The 16,425-nt window shown below is 69.2% G+C and carries 15 protein-coding genes and 2 tRNA genes; 7 read left to right on the plus strand and 10 right to left on the minus strand.

All coding sequences use genetic code 11. The annotated features are described in order from the left end of the window. Positions 1–40: 40 nt before the first annotated feature. From JLI01S_RS02280 to JLI01S_RS02305, 6 genes are all read left to right on the plus strand, one after another. Positions 41–1,273: a deoxyguanosinetriphosphate triphosphohydrolase gene (locus JLI01S_RS02280; protein WP_068259296.1), complete on the plus strand. Its 1,233-nt coding sequence runs from the start codon at positions 41–43 to the stop codon at positions 1,271–1,273. 83 nt (positions 1,274–1,356) lie between these two features. Beyond that, positions 1,357–3,141: a hypothetical protein gene (locus JLI01S_RS02285; RefSeq protein WP_157074787.1), complete on the plus strand. Its 1,785-nt coding sequence runs from the start codon at positions 1,357–1,359 to the stop codon at positions 3,139–3,141. 63 nt (positions 3,142–3,204) lie between these two features. Beyond that, complete coding sequence (dnaG, locus tag JLI01S_RS02290; RefSeq protein WP_068259303.1) at positions 3,205–5,127, plus strand: DNA primase; 1,923 nt, start codon at positions 3,205–3,207, stop codon at positions 5,125–5,127. Then, positions 5,124–5,639 (plus strand): hypothetical protein, encoded by a 516-nt coding sequence (locus JLI01S_RS02295; protein ID WP_157074788.1) that lies wholly within the window; start codon positions 5,124–5,126, stop codon positions 5,637–5,639. The genes dnaG and JLI01S_RS02295 overlap by 4 nt, the downstream gene beginning before the upstream one ends. Before the next feature lie 56 nt (positions 5,640–5,695). Beyond that, positions 5,696–6,694 (plus strand): isopenicillin N synthase family dioxygenase, encoded by a 999-nt coding sequence (locus JLI01S_RS02300; RefSeq protein ID WP_068259309.1) that lies wholly within the window; start codon positions 5,696–5,698, stop codon positions 6,692–6,694. Positions 6,695–6,758: 64 nt separating this feature from the next. Further along, positions 6,759–6,834, plus strand: a tRNA-Asn gene (locus JLI01S_RS02305). Between the two features lie 67 nt (positions 6,835–6,901). On the opposite strand, the gene JLI01S_RS02310 is transcribed toward JLI01S_RS02305, so the two are convergent. From JLI01S_RS02310 to JLI01S_RS02320, 3 genes are all read right to left on the minus strand, one after another. Beyond that, positions 6,902–7,876: a glutamate ABC transporter substrate-binding protein gene (locus JLI01S_RS02310; RefSeq protein ID WP_157074789.1), complete on the minus strand. Its 975-nt coding sequence runs from the start codon at positions 7,874–7,876 to the stop codon at positions 6,902–6,904. A 75-nt stretch (positions 7,877–7,951) separates the two neighbouring features. Continuing rightward, the gene (locus JLI01S_RS02315) at positions 7,952–8,620 is read right to left on the minus strand and encodes a hypothetical protein (RefSeq protein ID WP_068259315.1); all 669 of its coding nucleotides are present in this window, start codon (positions 8,618–8,620) and stop codon (positions 7,952–7,954) included. A 422-nt stretch (positions 8,621–9,042) separates the two neighbouring features. Then, positions 9,043–9,119, minus strand: a tRNA-Ile gene (locus JLI01S_RS02320). 225 nt (positions 9,120–9,344) lie between these two features. On the opposite strand from JLI01S_RS02320, the gene JLI01S_RS02325 reads away from it, so the two are divergent. Further along, the gene (locus JLI01S_RS02325) at positions 9,345–9,857 is read left to right on the plus strand and encodes a DUF3145 domain-containing protein (RefSeq protein WP_068259318.1); all 513 of its coding nucleotides are present in this window, start codon (positions 9,345–9,347) and stop codon (positions 9,855–9,857) included. Between the two features lie 88 nt (positions 9,858–9,945). Here JLI01S_RS02325 and JLI01S_RS02330 read toward each other — a convergent pair whose 3' ends face one another. The 7 genes from JLI01S_RS02330 to JLI01S_RS02360 form a co-directional block, all read right to left on the minus strand. Then, a complete protein-coding gene (locus JLI01S_RS02330) occupies positions 9,946–10,812 on the minus strand; it encodes an amino acid ABC transporter permease (RefSeq protein WP_068259321.1) in 867 nt (288 codons plus the stop codon). Further along, positions 10,809–11,489: an amino acid ABC transporter permease gene (locus JLI01S_RS02335; protein WP_068259326.1), complete on the minus strand. Its 681-nt coding sequence runs from the start codon at positions 11,487–11,489 to the stop codon at positions 10,809–10,811. Before JLI01S_RS02335 ends, JLI01S_RS02330 begins: the two co-directional genes overlap by 4 nt. Before the next feature lie 87 nt (positions 11,490–11,576). After that, positions 11,577–12,407 (minus strand): glutamate ABC transporter substrate-binding protein, encoded by an 831-nt coding sequence (locus JLI01S_RS02340; RefSeq protein WP_068259329.1) that lies wholly within the window; start codon positions 12,405–12,407, stop codon positions 11,577–11,579. 80 nt (positions 12,408–12,487) lie between these two features. Further along, entirely contained in the window at positions 12,488–13,246 is a 759-nt protein-coding gene (locus JLI01S_RS02345) for an amino acid ABC transporter ATP-binding protein (protein WP_068259332.1), read from the minus strand. 103 nt (positions 13,247–13,349) lie between these two features. Continuing rightward, positions 13,350–14,789 carry an acyl-CoA carboxylase subunit beta gene (locus JLI01S_RS02350; protein ID WP_068259335.1) on the minus strand — a complete coding sequence of 480 codons (1,440 nt, stop codon included), beginning with the start codon at positions 14,787–14,789 and terminating at the stop codon, positions 13,350–13,352. Further along, positions 14,786–16,036 (minus strand): beta-ketoacyl-ACP synthase II, encoded by a 1,251-nt coding sequence (gene fabF, locus JLI01S_RS02355; protein WP_068259338.1) that lies wholly within the window; start codon positions 16,034–16,036, stop codon positions 14,786–14,788. Before fabF ends, JLI01S_RS02350 begins: the two co-directional genes overlap by 4 nt. 81 nt (positions 16,037–16,117) lie before the next feature. After that, the gene (locus JLI01S_RS02360) at positions 16,118–16,369 is read right to left on the minus strand and encodes an acyl carrier protein (RefSeq protein WP_068259341.1); all 252 of its coding nucleotides are present in this window, start codon (positions 16,367–16,369) and stop codon (positions 16,118–16,120) included. Positions 16,370–16,425 lie beyond the last annotated feature (56 nt).

A 16,425-nucleotide genomic window follows, 5' to 3' on the forward strand; every position in this document is an offset into this window, starting at 1 on the left:
GTCCGGTTCCGTTCGTGAGAACGGGCATAGGCTCCCGAGCGTGAGCAACCAGAGCGATCGTGAGCGGTGGGTCTCCGAGGACCCGGTGCACAAGCGTGCCGACCGGGACGACTTCGCACGAGACCGCGGGCGCCTCATCCACTCGGCGGCCCTGCGGCGGTTGTCGGCCAAGACGCAGGTGCTCGGGCCGGGCAGCGACGACTTCGTGCGCAACCGGTTGACCCACAGCCTCGAGGTCGCCCAGATCGGCCGCGAGTTCGGTGGGGCGCTGGGCTGTCGGGCCGACGTCGTCGAGGTCGCCTGCCTCGCGCACGACCTGGGGCATCCCCCCTTCGGCCACAACGGGGAGACCGCGCTCAACGAGATCGCGGACGCCATCGGTGGCTTCGAGGGCAACGCGCAGACGCTGCGCATCCTCACCCGGCTGGAGCCCAAGCGGGTGCACCCCGACGGGCGGCCGGCGGGGCTCAACCTCACTCGCGCCAGCCTCGACGCGGCGACCAAGTACCCGTGGCGGCGCGGGCAAGGCCCTTCTCCGACACCGAAGTTCGGCGCCTACGAGGATGACCTTCCGGTCTTCGACTGGATGCGCGAAGGGGGACCGGGCGGCTTCGTCCGCTGCCTCGAGGCCGATGTCATGGACTGGTCCGACGACGTGGCCTACTCCGTGCACGACGTCGAGGACGCGATCGCGTCCGGGCGGCTGGACCTGCGACAGCTGCGCGATGCCCACGACACCGACGCGGTCCTCGACATGGCCGTGCGCTTCTTCGCCGCGGACCTCGGGCGTGACGCCGTGGGCGAGGGGTTGGAGCGGATCCTCGCGACGGGCGCGGTGCCCGATGCCTATGACGGCTCCCGGGCGGCGCTCGCGGGCCTGAAGGACATGACCTCGCGGATCATCGGACGCTTCGTCCACGCTGCCGAGGAGGCGACGCGGGCTGTCCACGGCACGGGCGACCTCGGCCGCTACGAGGCCCGTCTCGTCGTGCCGGACGACTCGCTCGCAGAGGTGGCCGTGCTCAAGGCGGTGGCTGCCCACTTCGTCATGTTCTCCGGTGAGCGCGACGACGAGTACCTCCACCAGCGACAGGTCGTCGCGGACCTCGCCGGGTGGTTCGCGGCGGACCCCGAGGGCCGGCTCGACGCCGACCTCAGGTACGACCTCGCGGCGGCGAGCGACGACGCCGCCCGGCTGCGGGTCGTCGTCGATCAGGTCGCGGGGCTGACCGACGTGCGCGCGCTGGCGCTGCACGCTGCTCACTGCGCCTGAGCGCAGGGGGAGCCCTCCCCATGGCCCTTCCCGGGGGCCCCGCCTAGGCTCGCGACAAGCGCAGGTGCCAGGGAAGGGCAGCAGTGGGACTGACACATGGGATGGACTCCCAGCGGATCGTGGGCATCGCCACGCAGGTGCGGGCGCAGGCCCGCCGGCTCCACGAGGTCGAGCAGTCCGGCTCCTCGGGTGCGCGTCTGCTCGCCCAGGCATGGGAGGGATCAGACGTCCAGGCGCTGCTGGCCCGGTGGGAGGGCGTGCGTGGTGACCTCGTGGGCGCCGCAGAGTCCTTGGCGGCTGTCGCTGAGGAGATGGTGCGCCAGAGCGAGTCCCAGGACGAGGCATCCGGTGGATCCGGCGGGGCCGGAGGTGGAGGTGCGGCAGGCGCACGAGGACGCGATGGCGGCCGGGGCAGCGGCCGCTCAGCCCTGTGGACGGGAGCACCTCACGGAATGACCTTCGTGCCGGCCGGGCAGGGCACGACCGGCCCCATCGATCTCGGGCCGGGCGTCAGCCGGTGGATGCAGGACGGGATGACCGGGCGACGGGTCGAGGTCGAGGCCGCGGATCCGCCCACTGCTGCGGAGCGGCGCTCGCGAGAGGCGGCCAATGCCCCACGAGGCTCCGCGGGGGTGGGGATGGGCGGACTGTCGTACCGCGATGGGCAGTGGACCCTGGAGGGCAAGGTCCCGATCGATGTCGATCCACGGGTCAAGGGCACCTACGAGGTCGAGGTGGGCAAGGAGGAGTGGAAGGCGCGCGCCGGGGTCGAGGTCGGTGGCGGCGTCGACACCGGCCTGAAGATGCCCAAGAGCGGCCCCTTCTTCGAGTTCGATGCCGAGGGCAAGGTGACGACCACGGTGGGGGTCTCCGTGCCGGCCGGCACCGTGGACCCCAATGCCCTGAACCCCCTGGCCCCCGAGGATGCTCCCGTCGGCACGGTCTGGGACGTCGAGGCCACGGCAGAGGCTCGGGCCGAGGGAGCGCTGGGGCGCCGCAATGTCGGCATGTCCGGCTCGTACGAGAACGTGGTCTACGACAAGACGTCCATCGAGGTCCTCGAGGACGACAAGGTCCTCATCACCCGGGGCGATGGCCAGACGGTCGACAACGAGGCCGGTCTGCGGGTCCAAAAGGGGGTCAAGCTCGACCTCGGCGCGGGCTCGCAGAGCGAGGCCGGAGCGATGGAGTCGGTGGTCGTCGACGTATCCACCCCGGAGGGCAAGGCGGCGTACGACCGCTTCCTCACGACGGGTGAGTGGCCGCAGGAGAGCGGCGACGGCGCGGTGAGCGGGACGACGGTCCTGGAGACGGCGGACTGGGAGGAGACGCGCAACGCTGGTGTCGGGCTCGGTGGGGCGTCGGCGGACTCCGAGAGCGTGGTCTTCCGGCACAACCAGACGACCGAGACCCTCCCCGACGGTTCGTCGCAGGTCGTGCGCATCGCGTCGGCGAGCGACGGCAGCCAGGTCGAGCACAACCAGCATCTGGACCCGCAGGGCAACCCCACGCCGGGTGGCACCTACACCTACACGCTCGACATCACGGACCCGGTCTACGCGGAGCGGGTCGAGCAGAACTGGGGGATCACCGTGGAGCCCGGTGAGACCGTCGAGATCACGGTCACCGAGGCCGAGATGAAGGCCATGCACGAGGCCAACACGGGTGCGGGGCCCGTCGAGGGGGCCCCGGCCGATCCCAACCCCGCGACTGCCGGCGACGAAGGCACCTACAGCATCGACCTGGTCCAGACGCAGGGCGACGGGACCGTCGACGAGCTGCAGCGGGCCTGGGCCGAGGTCGAGCCCGGTCCCGGGGACGGGACGACCTCGGCCCCGGGATCGGCGCGCGTGGTGACCGAGGGCTAGGACGACGCGGTCGGTGGCGCGACCTAGACTCAGGTCACGGTCGATGTGGGAGCGAGGTGACCAGTGGCGGGACGGATCCGCGCGGAGGACGTGCAGGCGGTCAAGGAGCGCTCCTCGATCACGGACGTCGTCCGTGAGCACGTGAGCCTGCGCACCGCTGGTGTGGGCTCGATGAAGGGGCTGTGCCCCTTCCACGACGAAAAGACGCCGAGCTTCACCGTGCGCGAGACCGTGGGCGCCTACCACTGCTTCGGTTGTGGTGAGGGCGGCGACGTCATCTCCTTCGTCCAAAAGCTGGACCACCTGACCTTCGCCGAGTCCGTGGAGCGGCTCGCGGGCAAGCTCGGGATGGAGCTGCGCTATGACGAAGGGGGTGGCCCCCGTGACGGGGTCGGCCTCGGCAAGCGATCGCGCCTCATCGAGGCCCACCGCGCGGCGGCTGAGTTCTACCACTCGCGACTGCTCGAGACTCCCGAGGCACGGATCGGACGAGACTTCCTGCGGGAGAGGGGATTCGCCTCTCCCGAGGCGAAGCTCTTCGGCATCGGCTACGCGCCCCGGTCGGGGGAGGAGCTGGCCCGGCACCTGCGAGGCAAGGGTTTCACCGACGAGGAGCTGGTGATCGGTGGTCTCTGCGGTCGTGGTTCCCGAGGCCTGTACGACCGCTTCCGCGGGCGCCTGATCTGGCCGATCCGCGACATCACCGGCGACACCATCGGCTTCGGTGCGCGGCGGTTGTACGACAACGACCGGATCGGTGCCAAGTACCTCAACACCACCGAGACGCCGATCTACAAGAAGTCGACGGTCCTCTACGGGCTCGACCTGGCCAAGAAGTCCATCCGTGACGACCGTCGGGTCGTCGTCGTCGAGGGCTACTCCGATGTCATGGCCGCCCACCTGTCCGGGGTGGGAGGTGCCGTCGCGACCTGCGGCACCTCCTTCGGCGAGGACCACATCAAGGTCATCCGCCGCATCGTGCGCGACGAGGCCGACCTGGCTCCGGCCAAGGTCGTCTTCACCTTCGACGGGGACAAGGCCGGTCAGGGCGCGGCGATGAAGGCGTACGCCCAGGACGACAAGTGGGCCAGCCAGAGCTTCGTCGCGGTGGCCAAGGACGGCATGGACCCGTGCGACCTACGGCTGCGCGAGGGGGACGCCGCCGTCCGTGACCTCGTCGACGACGCGGTGCCGATGTTCGAGTTCGCGGTGCGCACGACGCTGGCCCGCTTCGACCTGCACACTGCCGAGGGGCGGGTGCGGGGGATGGGCGCGGTCGCGCCGATCATCAACAGCATCCGCGACTCCTCCCTGCGTCCCGAGTACGTGCGCACGGTCGCTGGTTGGGTCGGCGTCGAGGTCGAGCAGATGCGCGACGCGGTGACCCGAGCCGGGCGGATCCAGGCCCGCGCAGAGGCTCAGGGCGACTCCCGCGCCAACCCCGAGACACCCGAGCCGACCGCCGGTGAGGCCGCCGCCGGTGTGCCCGCCCCCGACCTGCGCGACCCGATCGTGCAGGCCGAGCGGCAGCTGCTGCAGTCGATGCTGCAGCACCCCTCGATGTTTTCCCCGGAGGACCTCGATGCGGTGGAGCCGGAGGGTTTCGCCGCACCGGCCCACCGCGCCGTCTTCGACGCCGTCCGGGAGGTCGGACCCATCGACCAGGGGGTCAGCCTGACCGCCTGGCACGCGCGGATCGACGAGGCGACACCACTGGCGGTCGCGCCCCTCGTCGCCGAGCTGTCGGTCGCCCCCCTTCCCGTCGTCCACGACCAGTCGACCGGCGCGCCGCCCCCGCACTACACCCGCTCCTTGCTGGTGCGGGTGCGCGAGGTGGCCGTCGGGCGGCGCATCTCCGATGCGATGTCGCAGATGCGCCGGCTCGCGGCCGACCCGTCCTCGGACCCGAGCGCGCTGCGCGAGCTGTCCCTGACCCTGCAGGGCCTCGAGCGTGAGCGCGCTGCCCTGAGAGCGGAGTTGCAATGAGTCCGGTGTGGAGTCGGTGGCAGCGCGCCCGCGCGGTGCCCGTGCCCGAGGGCGTCGAGATCGAGCCGGGGGAGCGGGTGCTGGCCACCGCGGCGACCTCCGGCGCAGAGGTCGTCGTCATCACGACCCATCGGCTCGTCGTGCCCGGAGGGGCGCTGGCGCAGGGACGACCTTGGCACCTCGTCGATCGTGGTCGGTGGGACCCCGAGACGGACGAGCTGTCGGTGACCTGGGTCGACCACGGGCCGGCGGGGCGCTGGACGCTCACCGAGCCGGGCGCCGTGCCCGATCACTTCCAGGAGCGTGTGCAGTCCACGATCGTCCTCGTCGAAGAGGTCTCGATCGACCGACAGCGACGTGCCCGCGTCGTCCTGCGCAAGGACCTGGCCACCGAGCGGGTGCTGGCGCAGACCATCGTCGCTCGCGGCTGCGACCCCGATGACCCCGAGCTGGTCGCCGAGACCGAGGCCGTCGCCGATCGGCTCGCGGAGCAGATCGGGCGCGAGGGCTGACGTCCGCACGGTGACCGGCCCTCGGCCTCGAGGTCTCTCTTTCCTATGGTGAGGTCATGACCCGCGACGCGCTGCCCGTACTCGACCTGGCCGACCTCGATGCCGGCCCGGAGGCCGCCGAGCGGTTTCGAGAGGCGCTGCGAACGGCCACCCACGAGGTGGGCTTCTTCCACCTGCGCCACCACATCGACCTCGCGGTCATCGAGGAGCTCTTCGACGTCGCGCGCCGCTTCTTCGTCCTGCCCGAGGAGGACAAGCGGGCGATCGAGATGACCCGCAGCCCGCACTTCCGCGGCTGGACCCGCCTCGACGGCGAGCTGACCCAGGGGCAGGTCGACCATCGTGAGCAGATCGACGTCGGCACCGAGCGCGAGGAGAGCGGCATCGTCGACCCGCCCTACATGCGCCTCGACGGCCCCAACCAGTGGCCGCAGGCCCTGCCCGAGCTGCGCACCGTCGTGCAGGCCTGGATCGACCGGCTCGAGGTGCTCGGTCACCGGCTGCTGGCGCAGTGGGCTCTCGCCCTCGGGGCGCCGGCCGACCACTTCGTCCCCACCTTCGCCCCGGCCTCGATCCTGCTCAAGCTCGTCCGCTACCCCGGGACGGCAGACCGGTCCCAAGGCGTCGGTGCGCACAGCGACCCGGGCATCCTCACGCTGCTGCTGATCGAGCCGGGCAAGGCCGGGTTGCAGGTCCAGGCCGACGACGGCTGGATCGACGTGCCGCCGACGGACGACTGCTTCGTGGTCAACATCGGCGAGCTGATGGAGGTCGCGACCGACGGTTATCTGAGGGCCACCCAGCACCGCGTCACTGCTCCGCCGGAAGGCAGCCAGCGGCTGTCCATCCCGTTTTTCTTCAACCCTGCGCTGGACGCCCCGGTGCCGTCCGTCGACCTGCCGCCGGAGCTTGCCGCACGCACCCGCGGGGTCACCCAGGACGCCGCAAATGTCATCGGCAGCCGCTACGGCGAAAACCTGCTGAAGGCTCGGCTCCGCGCGCATCCGGACGTCGCAGCGCTGCATCATGCTGACCTGGTCGGTCGCGAGCACTGAGTCCCGGCCCCGTTTTCGTGTCCCGGCCACCTTCTTGCTATGGTGGCGCAGCGCTACGGCGCGATCCCCTGTAGCTCAATTGGCAGAGCATTCGGCTGTTAACCGGAGGGTTGTTGGTTCGAGTCCAACCGGGGGAGCCAGCAGAGCCCCTCATCCGCATCGCGGGTGAGGGGCTCTCGTCGTTTGGGGCTCGTCAGCTCGGGCTCGTCAGCTGGAGCTCGGTGAGGGCCCGTCGGTGCCTGAGGTGCTCGGGGTCCGCGGCTCAGGGCACGGCGCCAGCTTGGGCGGCGTGGCGGTGCGCTTGCCGATCTGCTTGCGGGTGCCGAGGTTGTCGCGGACGGAGCGCTTCCACTCGCCGGTCTCGACCATGTCGGCCAAGGCATCGTGCACGTCCTCGCACAGGGCCGTGTCCTCGCGGCGCATGGCGACGCCCCAGCGCTCGGTGGTGAAGGGTCGGCCACTCGTGCGCCACTTGTCGGGCGAAGCCGACGTGCGCGCGAAGCTCCGCAGGATGGCCGCATCGGAGGTGACGGCGTCGACCTGGCGCTGCTCGAGGAGGTCGACGCACTCGGAGATGCGCGGACGCATCGTCAGGTGCAGTCCCGGATAGTTGGCGACGAGCTCGGTGGTCGACTGAGAGCCCTGGACGCTGCAGACGGTGGATCCGGACAGTTGTGCCGGTTTGCGGATCGTGCTGGTGGTCCGCACGAGCAGGTCCTGCCCGGTGCTCAGGTAGGGCCCTGCAAAGGTCACGTCCTCCGCGCGCTCAGGCGTCATCGAGTAGGCAGCGAGGACGAGGTCGACCTGGCCCGTGGCCAGCAGGGTCTCGCGCTGGTCCGTCAGGGCCTCGACAAAGGTGATCCGGGGGACGCCCAGATATCGCGCGATGTACCGCGCGACGTCCGCATCCAGCCCCGTGTACGTGTCGTCCTCGCGCAAACCGACACCAGGCTGGTCGAAGGAGATCGCCACGCGCAGGGTGCCGGGCACATCGGTCTCGTGCAGCGAGGGACTCGACGTGGTACTCGATGACGGGATCGTCTCGGGGCTGGAGGTCGACGTCGACGTGCTGGTGGATGTCGGGGTCGGGGAGCCCGTGGGGTCCACCTCGACCGATCGCACGCAGCCGGTCAGGAGGGTAGCGGTGAGCGCGGCTGTGGCCAGCACGCGGACTCGGCGCACGTCATCCCCCTTCGTCGGACGGGTCCATCCTTGCAGGCGACGACCGAGGACGAAGGGGGAGACCACCGCTATGCGTCAGCGGCGGGAGGTCGCTGACGTCCGGCCGAAGGTGTTGGAGTTGTCGACCGTCTTCAGGCGCCAGTAGCGCGCGGAGGACGAGGTGCGCTTGAAGGTGACCTTGCCGTACCTGTTGGTCGTAGTAGAGGTGACGGGCTTCCAGGCGCAGGTGGAGCAGGCCTGCGACTGCAGGTACACCCGGTAGCCCGACAGGGCGGCGTACTTCCCGGCCCGGGGGGAGTAGCGGGTCGTCGTGCCCGCGATGGTGACGGTCGAGCCGCTGCGGCTGGTGCTGATGTACTGCCGCGAGCCGTACTTGACGGTCATCGTGCGGGTGTTCTGGGCCATCCGGTCGTAGTCGAAGTCGTAGGCACCCTCCGGGCGGACCGTGTAGACGCCCACGGGGTTCCAGTCGTACCAGTCGAGGACCTCGGAGGTCATCCCCGGGTCGAACCAGAACGCGTCAAAGCTGCCCTGCGTGGGGTGGACGACGCTCCAGAACGCGTACTCGGCGTAGGCACGGCAGCCGGAGCTGTAGATGCCCGTCACGGTGCGGTACGGCGAGACGATCGCCACCTTGCTCGGGGTGCTGATGTTGCAGGACGGCGCCGCCTGCGCGGACGGGGCGGCGAGCAGGGTGAGGGGGAGCAGGGAGGCGGTGGCCACCGCCAGAGCGCGCTTGAACATGGGTGTCCTCGGAGGAAAGTGAAGAGTGGCGTACCGGGTGATGCCCGGACAGGGAGAACAGTAGAGCCAGCCACCGACAATGACCAGAGTCGTCCGTGTCGTCCATCAGGTGTGCAGTTATCGGTCCGGTGACCCCGGCACATCGTTGGGCTGACTCTCGCCGAGCCAACGATGGCCGACTCGTATGCACCAGATGAGAGCGCCGAGGGCGGCGATGCACAGTGCCAGGAGGCCGAGCAGGAATCCCGGAACACCTGCTTCGTCCCGAGAGGGGATGCTGAGCATGCCGATCGCGGCCAGGCAGAGACCCCAGAACAACTGCTTCTGCGCCTGTGCCCATCGCCCGTGTCTCATCTGGGGACTGTAGCGAGGTGCTGCTGCCTCTGCTGACGTCGAGACATCCATGGCGCGCGTTGTGCGCATGGTGGGGCGACTGGGGCTTGAACCCAGGACCGACGGATTATGAGTCCGGTGCTCTGACCGACTGAGCTACCGCCCCGCGCGCCCGAGGGCGTCGGCGTGAGAGTACCTCTTTGTGAGTGAAACGCCTGAGGCGGTCGGGGTCACCGTGAGGGCTGGTGCTCTTGTGGTAGATGGGGCACAATGGCCGCACAACCGAAAATTTTTCGAGCAGCACACCACGAGTCTCATGCGTGCAGCAGCTTGATCCGCAGACAGTGCCTGGCGTTGGGGAAGACGTCCATCGCACTCAAGGAGGATCGAGATGTCTGCAGGAAAGCGCGTCAGCACGCGAGGTGTGGTGTTCATCCACAGCACCCCGACGGCACTGTGCCCCCACATCACGTGGGCGCTCGAGTCCGTACTGGGTCAGGCTGTGTCCCTTGACTGGACTGAGCAGCAGCTCGGCCGGTCGCTCAAGCGTGCCGAGTTTTCTTGGACCGGCGAGCCCGGTACCGGCGCGAAGCTGGCCTCCGCATTGCGAGGCTGGGACAACGTGCGCTACGAGGTCACCGAGGAGCCCACCCCGGGCCTCGACGGTTCTCGCTGGAGCCACACGCCCACGCTGGGCATCCACCACGCCACCATCTCCGCGTCTGGTGATGTCGTCCTGCACGAAAACCGCCTGCGCGAGGTCATGACCCTCGCCCAGGGTGCTGGCGAGGCTGTCGAAGACATGCTCGGCGAGCTGCTGGGCGAAGCCTGGGACGCCGAGCTGGAGCCCTTCCGCTACGCCGGTGACGGCGCCCCCGTGCGGTGGCTGCACAAGGTCGGCTGACCGAGCTCCACAGGACCCGATGACGAAGGGCGCCGCGCACCCTCCTTGGCGCGGCGCCCTTCGTCATGCGCTGATGACTGGCGCGGTGCTAGTCCTCAGCACCAGCCGCGACAGGGGCCGTCGGGATGGCCTCGCCGGAGGTGCGCCCGCGATGGTTGATCCGGCGCTCGAGCAGCCCGGCCAACGAGGTCAGTCCCCAGTTGACGGTGATGTAGATCAACGCGACGACGACCAGCGCAGCGAAGACGTTGGAGTGCAGGGAGGAGAGGTTCTGCCCCTGCTGGAGCAGATCCGGGTAGGTGATGACGGTGCCGAGGGCAGTGTCCTTGAGGATGACGACGAGCTGGCTGACCAGCGCCGGGAGCATCGCGGTCACGGCCTGGGGGAGCTGGATCGAGCGCAGCACCTGGCGGGGTGACAGCCCGACCGACAAACCAGCCTCGCGCTGCCCGGAGGGCAACGAGTGCACACCCGAGCGCAGCAGCTCGGCCATGACGGAGCCGTTGTAGAGGGTCAGTGCCGTGACGACGGCGGCGAGCGGGTTGATGTCGGCGGAGAAGACGCCGTTGTAGGCGTAGATGCCGAAGAAGAAGATCATCATGATCAGCACGGGGATCGCGCGGAAGAACTCCACGACAGCGCCGCTGACGATGCGCACCAGGCGGTTCTGCGAGAGCCGTCCGGTGCCGAAGACGAAGCCGAAGATGCTCGCTCCGAGGACCGACAGACCAGCGGCCTTGATGGTGTTCCACAGACCGATGAGCAGGTAGTAGCGCCAGGTCGACCACGTGGCCATCGGCGACCACTTGGCTCCGGAGAACTCCTGGTACTCATTGAGCTTGCCGACGACGAGCCACGCGATGATCAGCGCCACCACGATGCCGAGGCCGGCGACGATCCGATAGCGCACCCGTGCCTTGGGACCGGGATTGTCGAAGAGGACGCTCGTGCTCATCGCTTGACCGCCATCCGACGAGAGAGGCTCGTCAGGCCGATACCGATCGGCAGGGTGACGAGGAGGAAGAAGCCGGCCACGAGGGCGAAGGTCAGGTAGTTCAGGTCCGCACGCAGCTCGAGCGCCGAGTTCATCAGGGCCGCGGTCTCGGCCACGCCGATGGCGGCGGCGACCGTGGTGTTCTTGATGAGCGCGATGATCACCGAGGCCAAGGGCGCGATCGCTCCCCGCAGAGCCTGGGGGAGGACGACGTGCGTGAGGTTCTGGGTGAAGCCCAACCCCAGGGACCGTGCTGCCTCGGCCTGCCCCGGTGGCACGGTGTTGATGCCGCTGCGGATGGCCTCGCAGACGAAGGCCGCGTGATAGACCGCCAGCCCCACGATGGCCCAGCGCACACCGTTGTCGGCGATGGAGGTCGGGCTGGTCTCGTCGGCCAGGTTGATCCCGAGGTCGTAGAGCATGACGAAGATCGTGAAGGTGAGGATCAGGGTCAGCGGGGTGTTGCGGATGATGTTGACGTAGGCGGCACCGACGAAGCGGAACATCGCGACCGGCGAGACCCGCATGATCGCCACGATCGTCCCGATCACCATGGCTCCGACGAGGGAGAAGGCCGCCAGCTTGATGGTGAGCCAGAAGGCCCCCCACACGTCGAACTGCTGGAAGAGCTCGTTCATCCACTACTCCTTGTGCGTGCGCATCGTCCTGAGGTGCTGCGGTCGGTGGGGTGGGTCAAGGTGCTGTGACCCACCCCACCGGTCACATCAGGAGCAGGCGTCGAGCTTCGGCGGGTTGGTCTTGGCGTCGACCTTGAATCCGGCAGGACCGAAGTTGTCCTCGACCGCCTTGTCCCACGCGCCGTCCTCGACCATCTTGGTCAGCGCCTTGTTGACGTCCTCGCACAGCGCGGTGTCGCCCTTCTTCAGGCCGATGCCGTACCGCTCCTCGGAGAAGGGAGCGCCAACGACCTTGAGCTTGCCCTTGTACTGCTCCTGGGCGGCGTAGCCGGCGAGGATCGTGTCGTCGGTCGTCAGGGCGTCGAGCTGGCCCTTGGAGACGGCCTCGGCGCACTTGGAGTAGGTGTCGAACTCCTGCAGGTTGACGCCGGGGACCTCCTTCTTGACGTTGTCGGCGGACGTGGAGCCGGTGACCGAGCACAGCTTCTTGCCATCGAGGTCCTTGGGGCCCTTGATCGTGGAGTCGGCTGCGACGAGCAGGTCCTGACCGGCGATGAAGTACGGGCCGGCGAAGGAGACCTTCTCCTTGCGTTCGTCGGTGATGGAGTAGGTCGCGACGACGAGGTCGACCTGACCCGTCGCGATGAGGTCCTCACGCTGCTTGCTCGGTGCCTGGATGAACTCGACCTTGGTCTTGCCCATCTCCTTGGCCACGTAGTTGGCCACGTCGACGTCGAAGCCGGTGTAGGTGTTGCCCTCCTTGAGGCCCAGTCCCGGCTGGTCGAACTTGATGCCGACCTTGATGCTGTCGTCGCCACCGCTGGCGCCGTCACCGCCGCCGTCATCGCTGCCACAGGCTGCGAGACCGGCCGCGAGGGCGAGGGTGAAGGCAGCGGCGCTGATTCGTCGCATGATCATGGTGCTCCTCCTGGGTTGTTCGCGGCTCACTCGCTGTGCTCCGCGGTCGTGCTGACTGACGTGTGGTGTGTGGTGCCGCCTCAGTGGCTGAGGATCTTGCCGAGGAAGTCCTTGGCCCGATCGCTTTGCGGATTGGTGAAGAACTCCTCAGGGGTGGCCGCCTCGACGATCTGTCCGTCGGCCATGAAGACCACGCGGTCGGCGGCCCGACGGGCGAAGCCCATCTCGTGGGTGACGACGACCATGGTCATGCCCGTCTGCGCGAGCTGGGCCATGACGTCGAGGACCTCGTTGATCATCTCGGGGTCGAGAGCCGAGGTGGGCTCGTCGAAGAGCATCACCTTGGGGTCCATGGCCAAGGAGCGGGCGATGGCCACGCGCTGCTGCTGTCCGCCCGAGAGCTGCGCGGGGAACTTCGAGGACTGCGCCTCGACGCCCACCCGGGTCAACAGCTCGTGGGCGCGCTTGTTGGCCTCTGCCTTGGACTTCTTGCGCACCTTCATCGGCCCCAAGGTGACATTGTCGAGGATCGACTTGTGCGCAAAGAGGTTGAAGGACTGGAAGACCATGCCGACGTCGGCGCGCAGCCGCGCCAGCGCCTTGCCTTCCTCGGGCAGGGGCTCGCCGTCGATGGTGATGCTGCCGGACTCGAAGGTCTCGAGACGGTTGATCGTGCGACACAGGGTCGACTTGCCCGACCCGGAGGGGCCGATGACGACGACGACCTCACCCTTGCCGACCGTCAGGTTGATGTCCTTGAGGACGTGCAGCTGGCCGAAGTGCTTGTTGACATCGGTGAGGACGACGAGGGGTTCATGGGTGGCGCTGTCGGTCGACATGCGCACGAACCTAGTGGTAACCGAGTGTCCGGGGTCACACCAACAGGCCGGCGTGACCTGAGTGAGACACTCGGTCGCGCCGACCTGTCGGGCGGGGCTCGGGTCAGAGCGGGATGTTGCCGTGGTCCCCACGTCGAGCCGGGGCCTCGGCCAGCGCCCGTGCGAGGGCCGATCGGGTGTGGGTCGGCTCGACGATCTCGTCGACCACGCCGATCTCGACAGCTCGCTCGAGACCGCCGGAGAGACGGTCGTGCTCGTCGGCGAGCTGCTGCTCGACCTCTGCCAGCTCGGACTCCTCGACCTCGGCGAGGCGGCGTCGGTGCAGGATCCGGATCGCGGCGACCGAGCCCATGACGGCGACATGCGCATCAGGCCAGGCGAAGACCTTGGTCGCGCCCAGCGAGCGCGAGTTCATCGCGATGTAGGCGCCCCCGTAGGTCTTGCGGGTCACGACCGTCACCCGGGGCACCACGGCCTCGGCGAAGGCGTGCAGGAGCTTGGCGCCGCGACGCACCACGCCGTCCCACTCCTGGCCGACACCGGGGAGGTACCCGGGGACGTCGACGAGCACGACGAGGGGGACACCGAAGGCATCACACATGCGCACGAACCGTGACGCCTTCTCCGCGGAGGAGGAGTCGAGGCAGCCTCCGAGGCGCATCGGGTTGTTGGCGACGACGCCGACGGTGCGTCCACCCATGCGTCCGAGGGTCGTGACGATGTTGGGCGCCCAGCGGCCGTGGAGCTCCTGCACCTCACCGGCATCGAGGATCTGCTCCACGAGCGGGTGGACGTCATAGGCGCGCTTGGCCGACTCCGGCAGCTGCTCGGCGAGGTCCACGTCGTTGACGGCCGAGAGATCGAAGTCGCCCTGGTCGCCGAGCAGGCGGCACAGCGTGCCGGCCCGGACGAAGGCGTCGTCGATCGACTCCGCGAGCACGTGCACGACGCCGGAGCGACGTCCGTGCGGCTCGGGACCACCCAGACGAAGGGCGTCGACGTCCTCTCCGGTGACCGACCGGACGACATCGGGTCCGGTGACGAAGATCCGCCCCTCCGGGGCCAGGATCACGATGTCGGTCAGCGCCGGACCGTAGGCGGCTCCACCAGCAGCGGCACCGATGACGACCGAGATCTGGGGGATCTTGCCCGAGGCCCGGGTCATGATCGCGAAGACCTCGCCCACGGCGTGCAGGGACACGACACCCTCGGGCAGTCGGGCGCCACCCGAGTGCCACAGACCCACGACCGGCAGCCCGTCGGCGAGCGCACGCTCGTAGGCGGCAACGACGACCTTGCACCCGGCGACGCCCATGGCGCCGCCCATGATCGTCGCGTCGGAGGCGAAGACGACGACCGGCTGGCCGCCGACGGTGCCCGTCGCGGCGAGCATCCCCGAGTCACCATCGGGAGTGATCAGCTCGAGCGAGCCGTCGTCGAGGAAGGCGGCGAGGCGATGGTTGGGGTTGCGCGGGTCCTCCTCGCGGGGGACCTTGACGCGCTTGCCGGCGGCAGCGGAGGCGGCATTGGGTTGGCGGGTCATGCGAAGGTCCTGAAGGCCAGAGCCACGTTGTGCCCACCGAATCCGAAGGAGTTGTCGAGCACGAGCAGGTCGCCCTCGCCGAGGGGGCGTGGGGTGTCTCGCACGATGTCCAGCGTCACCGCCGGATCGAGGTTGTCGATGTTGATCGTGGGGGGAGCGACCCGGTCTCGCACTGCCTGCACGGCGAAAATGGCCTCGAGTGCGCCGGCGGCGCCCAGGAGGTGGCCCGTCATGGACTTGGTGCCGCTGACCGCCATGTGGTCGGCGTCGGCGCCGAAGGCGCGGCGGATGGCGGCGACCTCGGCGACATCGCCCACCGGGGTGGAGGTCGCGTGGGCATTGATGTGACAGACATCGGCTGGGGTCGCCCCCGCGTCGCGGACCGCGTCGGCCATGGCCCGGGAGGCTCCGGCGCCCTCGGGCTCGGGCGCTGCGATGTGGTGGCTGTCGGCGCTGACGCCGAATCCGGCGAGCTCGCAGATGATGTTGGCGCCGCGGGCCCGCGCGTGCTCCTCGGACTCGAGGATCAGGATCGCGCCGCCCTCGCCGAGGAGGAAGCCGTCACGGTCGGTGTCGTACGGACGCGAGGCGGTCTGGGGGGAGTCGTTGCGGGTCGACAGCGCCTGCATCGCGGCGAAGCCGGCGATGGGCAGCGGGTGGATCGAGGCCTCTGACCCGCCGGCGATGACGACATCGGCCAGGCCTTCGCGGATGAGGTGCGCGCCGTAACCGATCGACTCAGCGCCTGAGGAGCAGGCGGAGACGAGCGTGTGGGCGCCCGCGCGGGCACCGAACTCCAGCGAGACGGTCCCCGCGGCAGAGTTGGGCATGAGCATCGGGATCGAGAGGGGGTAGACCCGGCGAGGACCCTTGGTGCGCAAGGCCTCCCACGCGGTGAGCAGGGTCTGGACGCCGCCGATGCCGGTGCCGACCGCGCTGGCCAGCCGCTCGGGCTCGACCTCGGGGGAGCCGGCGTTGGCCCAGGCCTCACGCGCGGCGACGAGTGCGTACTGCGCGAAGGGGTCCAGGCGCTTGGTCTCGACCTTCTTCAGCACCTCAGCGGCGGGGACTGCCAGATGCGCGGCGAAGGTGACGGGCAGCTCGAACTCCTCGACCCACGAGGCATCGAGGGGGCCGGCGCCGGAGCGTCCGGCGAGCACTGCCTGCCAGGTCTCCTCGGCGGTGCCGCCGAGCGGGGTCGTGGCGCCGAGGCCGGTGACGACGACGGTGGGCCGGGGAGAGGTCATGCGGGGCTCCTGAGGGTGAGGGATACGGAGGTCGGGCGGTTCCTCCCTTCGCCATGGACGAAGGGAGGAACGTCACCGGACTCAGGCGGCCTGGTTGGCCTTGATGAAGGTGACGGCGTCGCCGACGGTCTTGAGGTTCTTGACCTGCTCGTCGGGGATCTTGGCCCCGAACTTCTCCTCGGCGGTGACGGCGATCGTCATCATCGACAGCGAGTCGACGTCGAGGTCTTCGGTGAAGGTCTTGTCGGCGGTCACCTCGGACGCGTCGACACCGGTCTCCTCGGACACGATCTCTGCGAGGCCGTCGAGGATCTCCTGGTCGCTGAATGCCATGGGATTGCTCCTTGTTGTGCGGTGGGTGGTCCGAGAACCGTCGGACCGACGGGTGA

Source organism: Janibacter limosus NBRC 16128 (assembly GCF_001570985.1).
Lineage (GTDB): Bacteria > Actinomycetota > Actinomycetes > Actinomycetales > Dermatophilaceae > Janibacter > Janibacter limosus.

Coding starts and splice junctions, on each gene's coding strand:
- JLI01S_RS02360 (WP_068259341.1), bottom strand. CDS start 16,369: ATGGCATTCAGCGACCAGGAGATCCTCGACGGCCTCGCAGAGATCGTG.
- JLI01S_RS02315 (WP_068259315.1), bottom strand. CDS start 8,620: ATGTTCAAGCGCGCTCTGGCGGTGGCCACCGCCTCCCTGCTCCCCCTC.
- JLI01S_RS02300 (WP_068259309.1), top strand. CDS start 5,696: ATGACCCGCGACGCGCTGCCCGTACTCGACCTGGCCGACCTCGATGCC.
- JLI01S_RS02350 (WP_068259335.1), bottom strand. CDS start 14,789: ATGACCCGCCAACCCAATGCCGCCTCCGCTGCCGCCGGCAAGCGCGTC.
- JLI01S_RS02340 (WP_068259329.1), bottom strand. CDS start 12,407: ATGATCATGCGACGAATCAGCGCCGCTGCCTTCACCCTCGCCCTCGCG.
- JLI01S_RS02330 (WP_068259321.1), bottom strand. CDS start 10,812: ATGAGCACGAGCGTCCTCTTCGACAATCCCGGTCCCAAGGCACGGGTG.
- JLI01S_RS02345 (WP_068259332.1), bottom strand. CDS start 13,246: ATGTCGACCGACAGCGCCACCCATGAACCCCTCGTCGTCCTCACCGAT.
- fabF (WP_068259338.1), bottom strand. CDS start 16,036: ATGACCTCTCCCCGGCCCACCGTCGTCGTCACCGGCCTCGGCGCCACG.
- JLI01S_RS02335 (WP_068259326.1), bottom strand. CDS start 11,489: ATGAACGAGCTCTTCCAGCAGTTCGACGTGTGGGGGGCCTTCTGGCTC.
- JLI01S_RS02295 (WP_157074788.1), top strand. CDS start 5,124: ATGAGTCCGGTGTGGAGTCGGTGGCAGCGCGCCCGCGCGGTGCCCGTG.
- JLI01S_RS02325 (WP_068259318.1), top strand. CDS start 9,345: ATGTCTGCAGGAAAGCGCGTCAGCACGCGAGGTGTGGTGTTCATCCAC.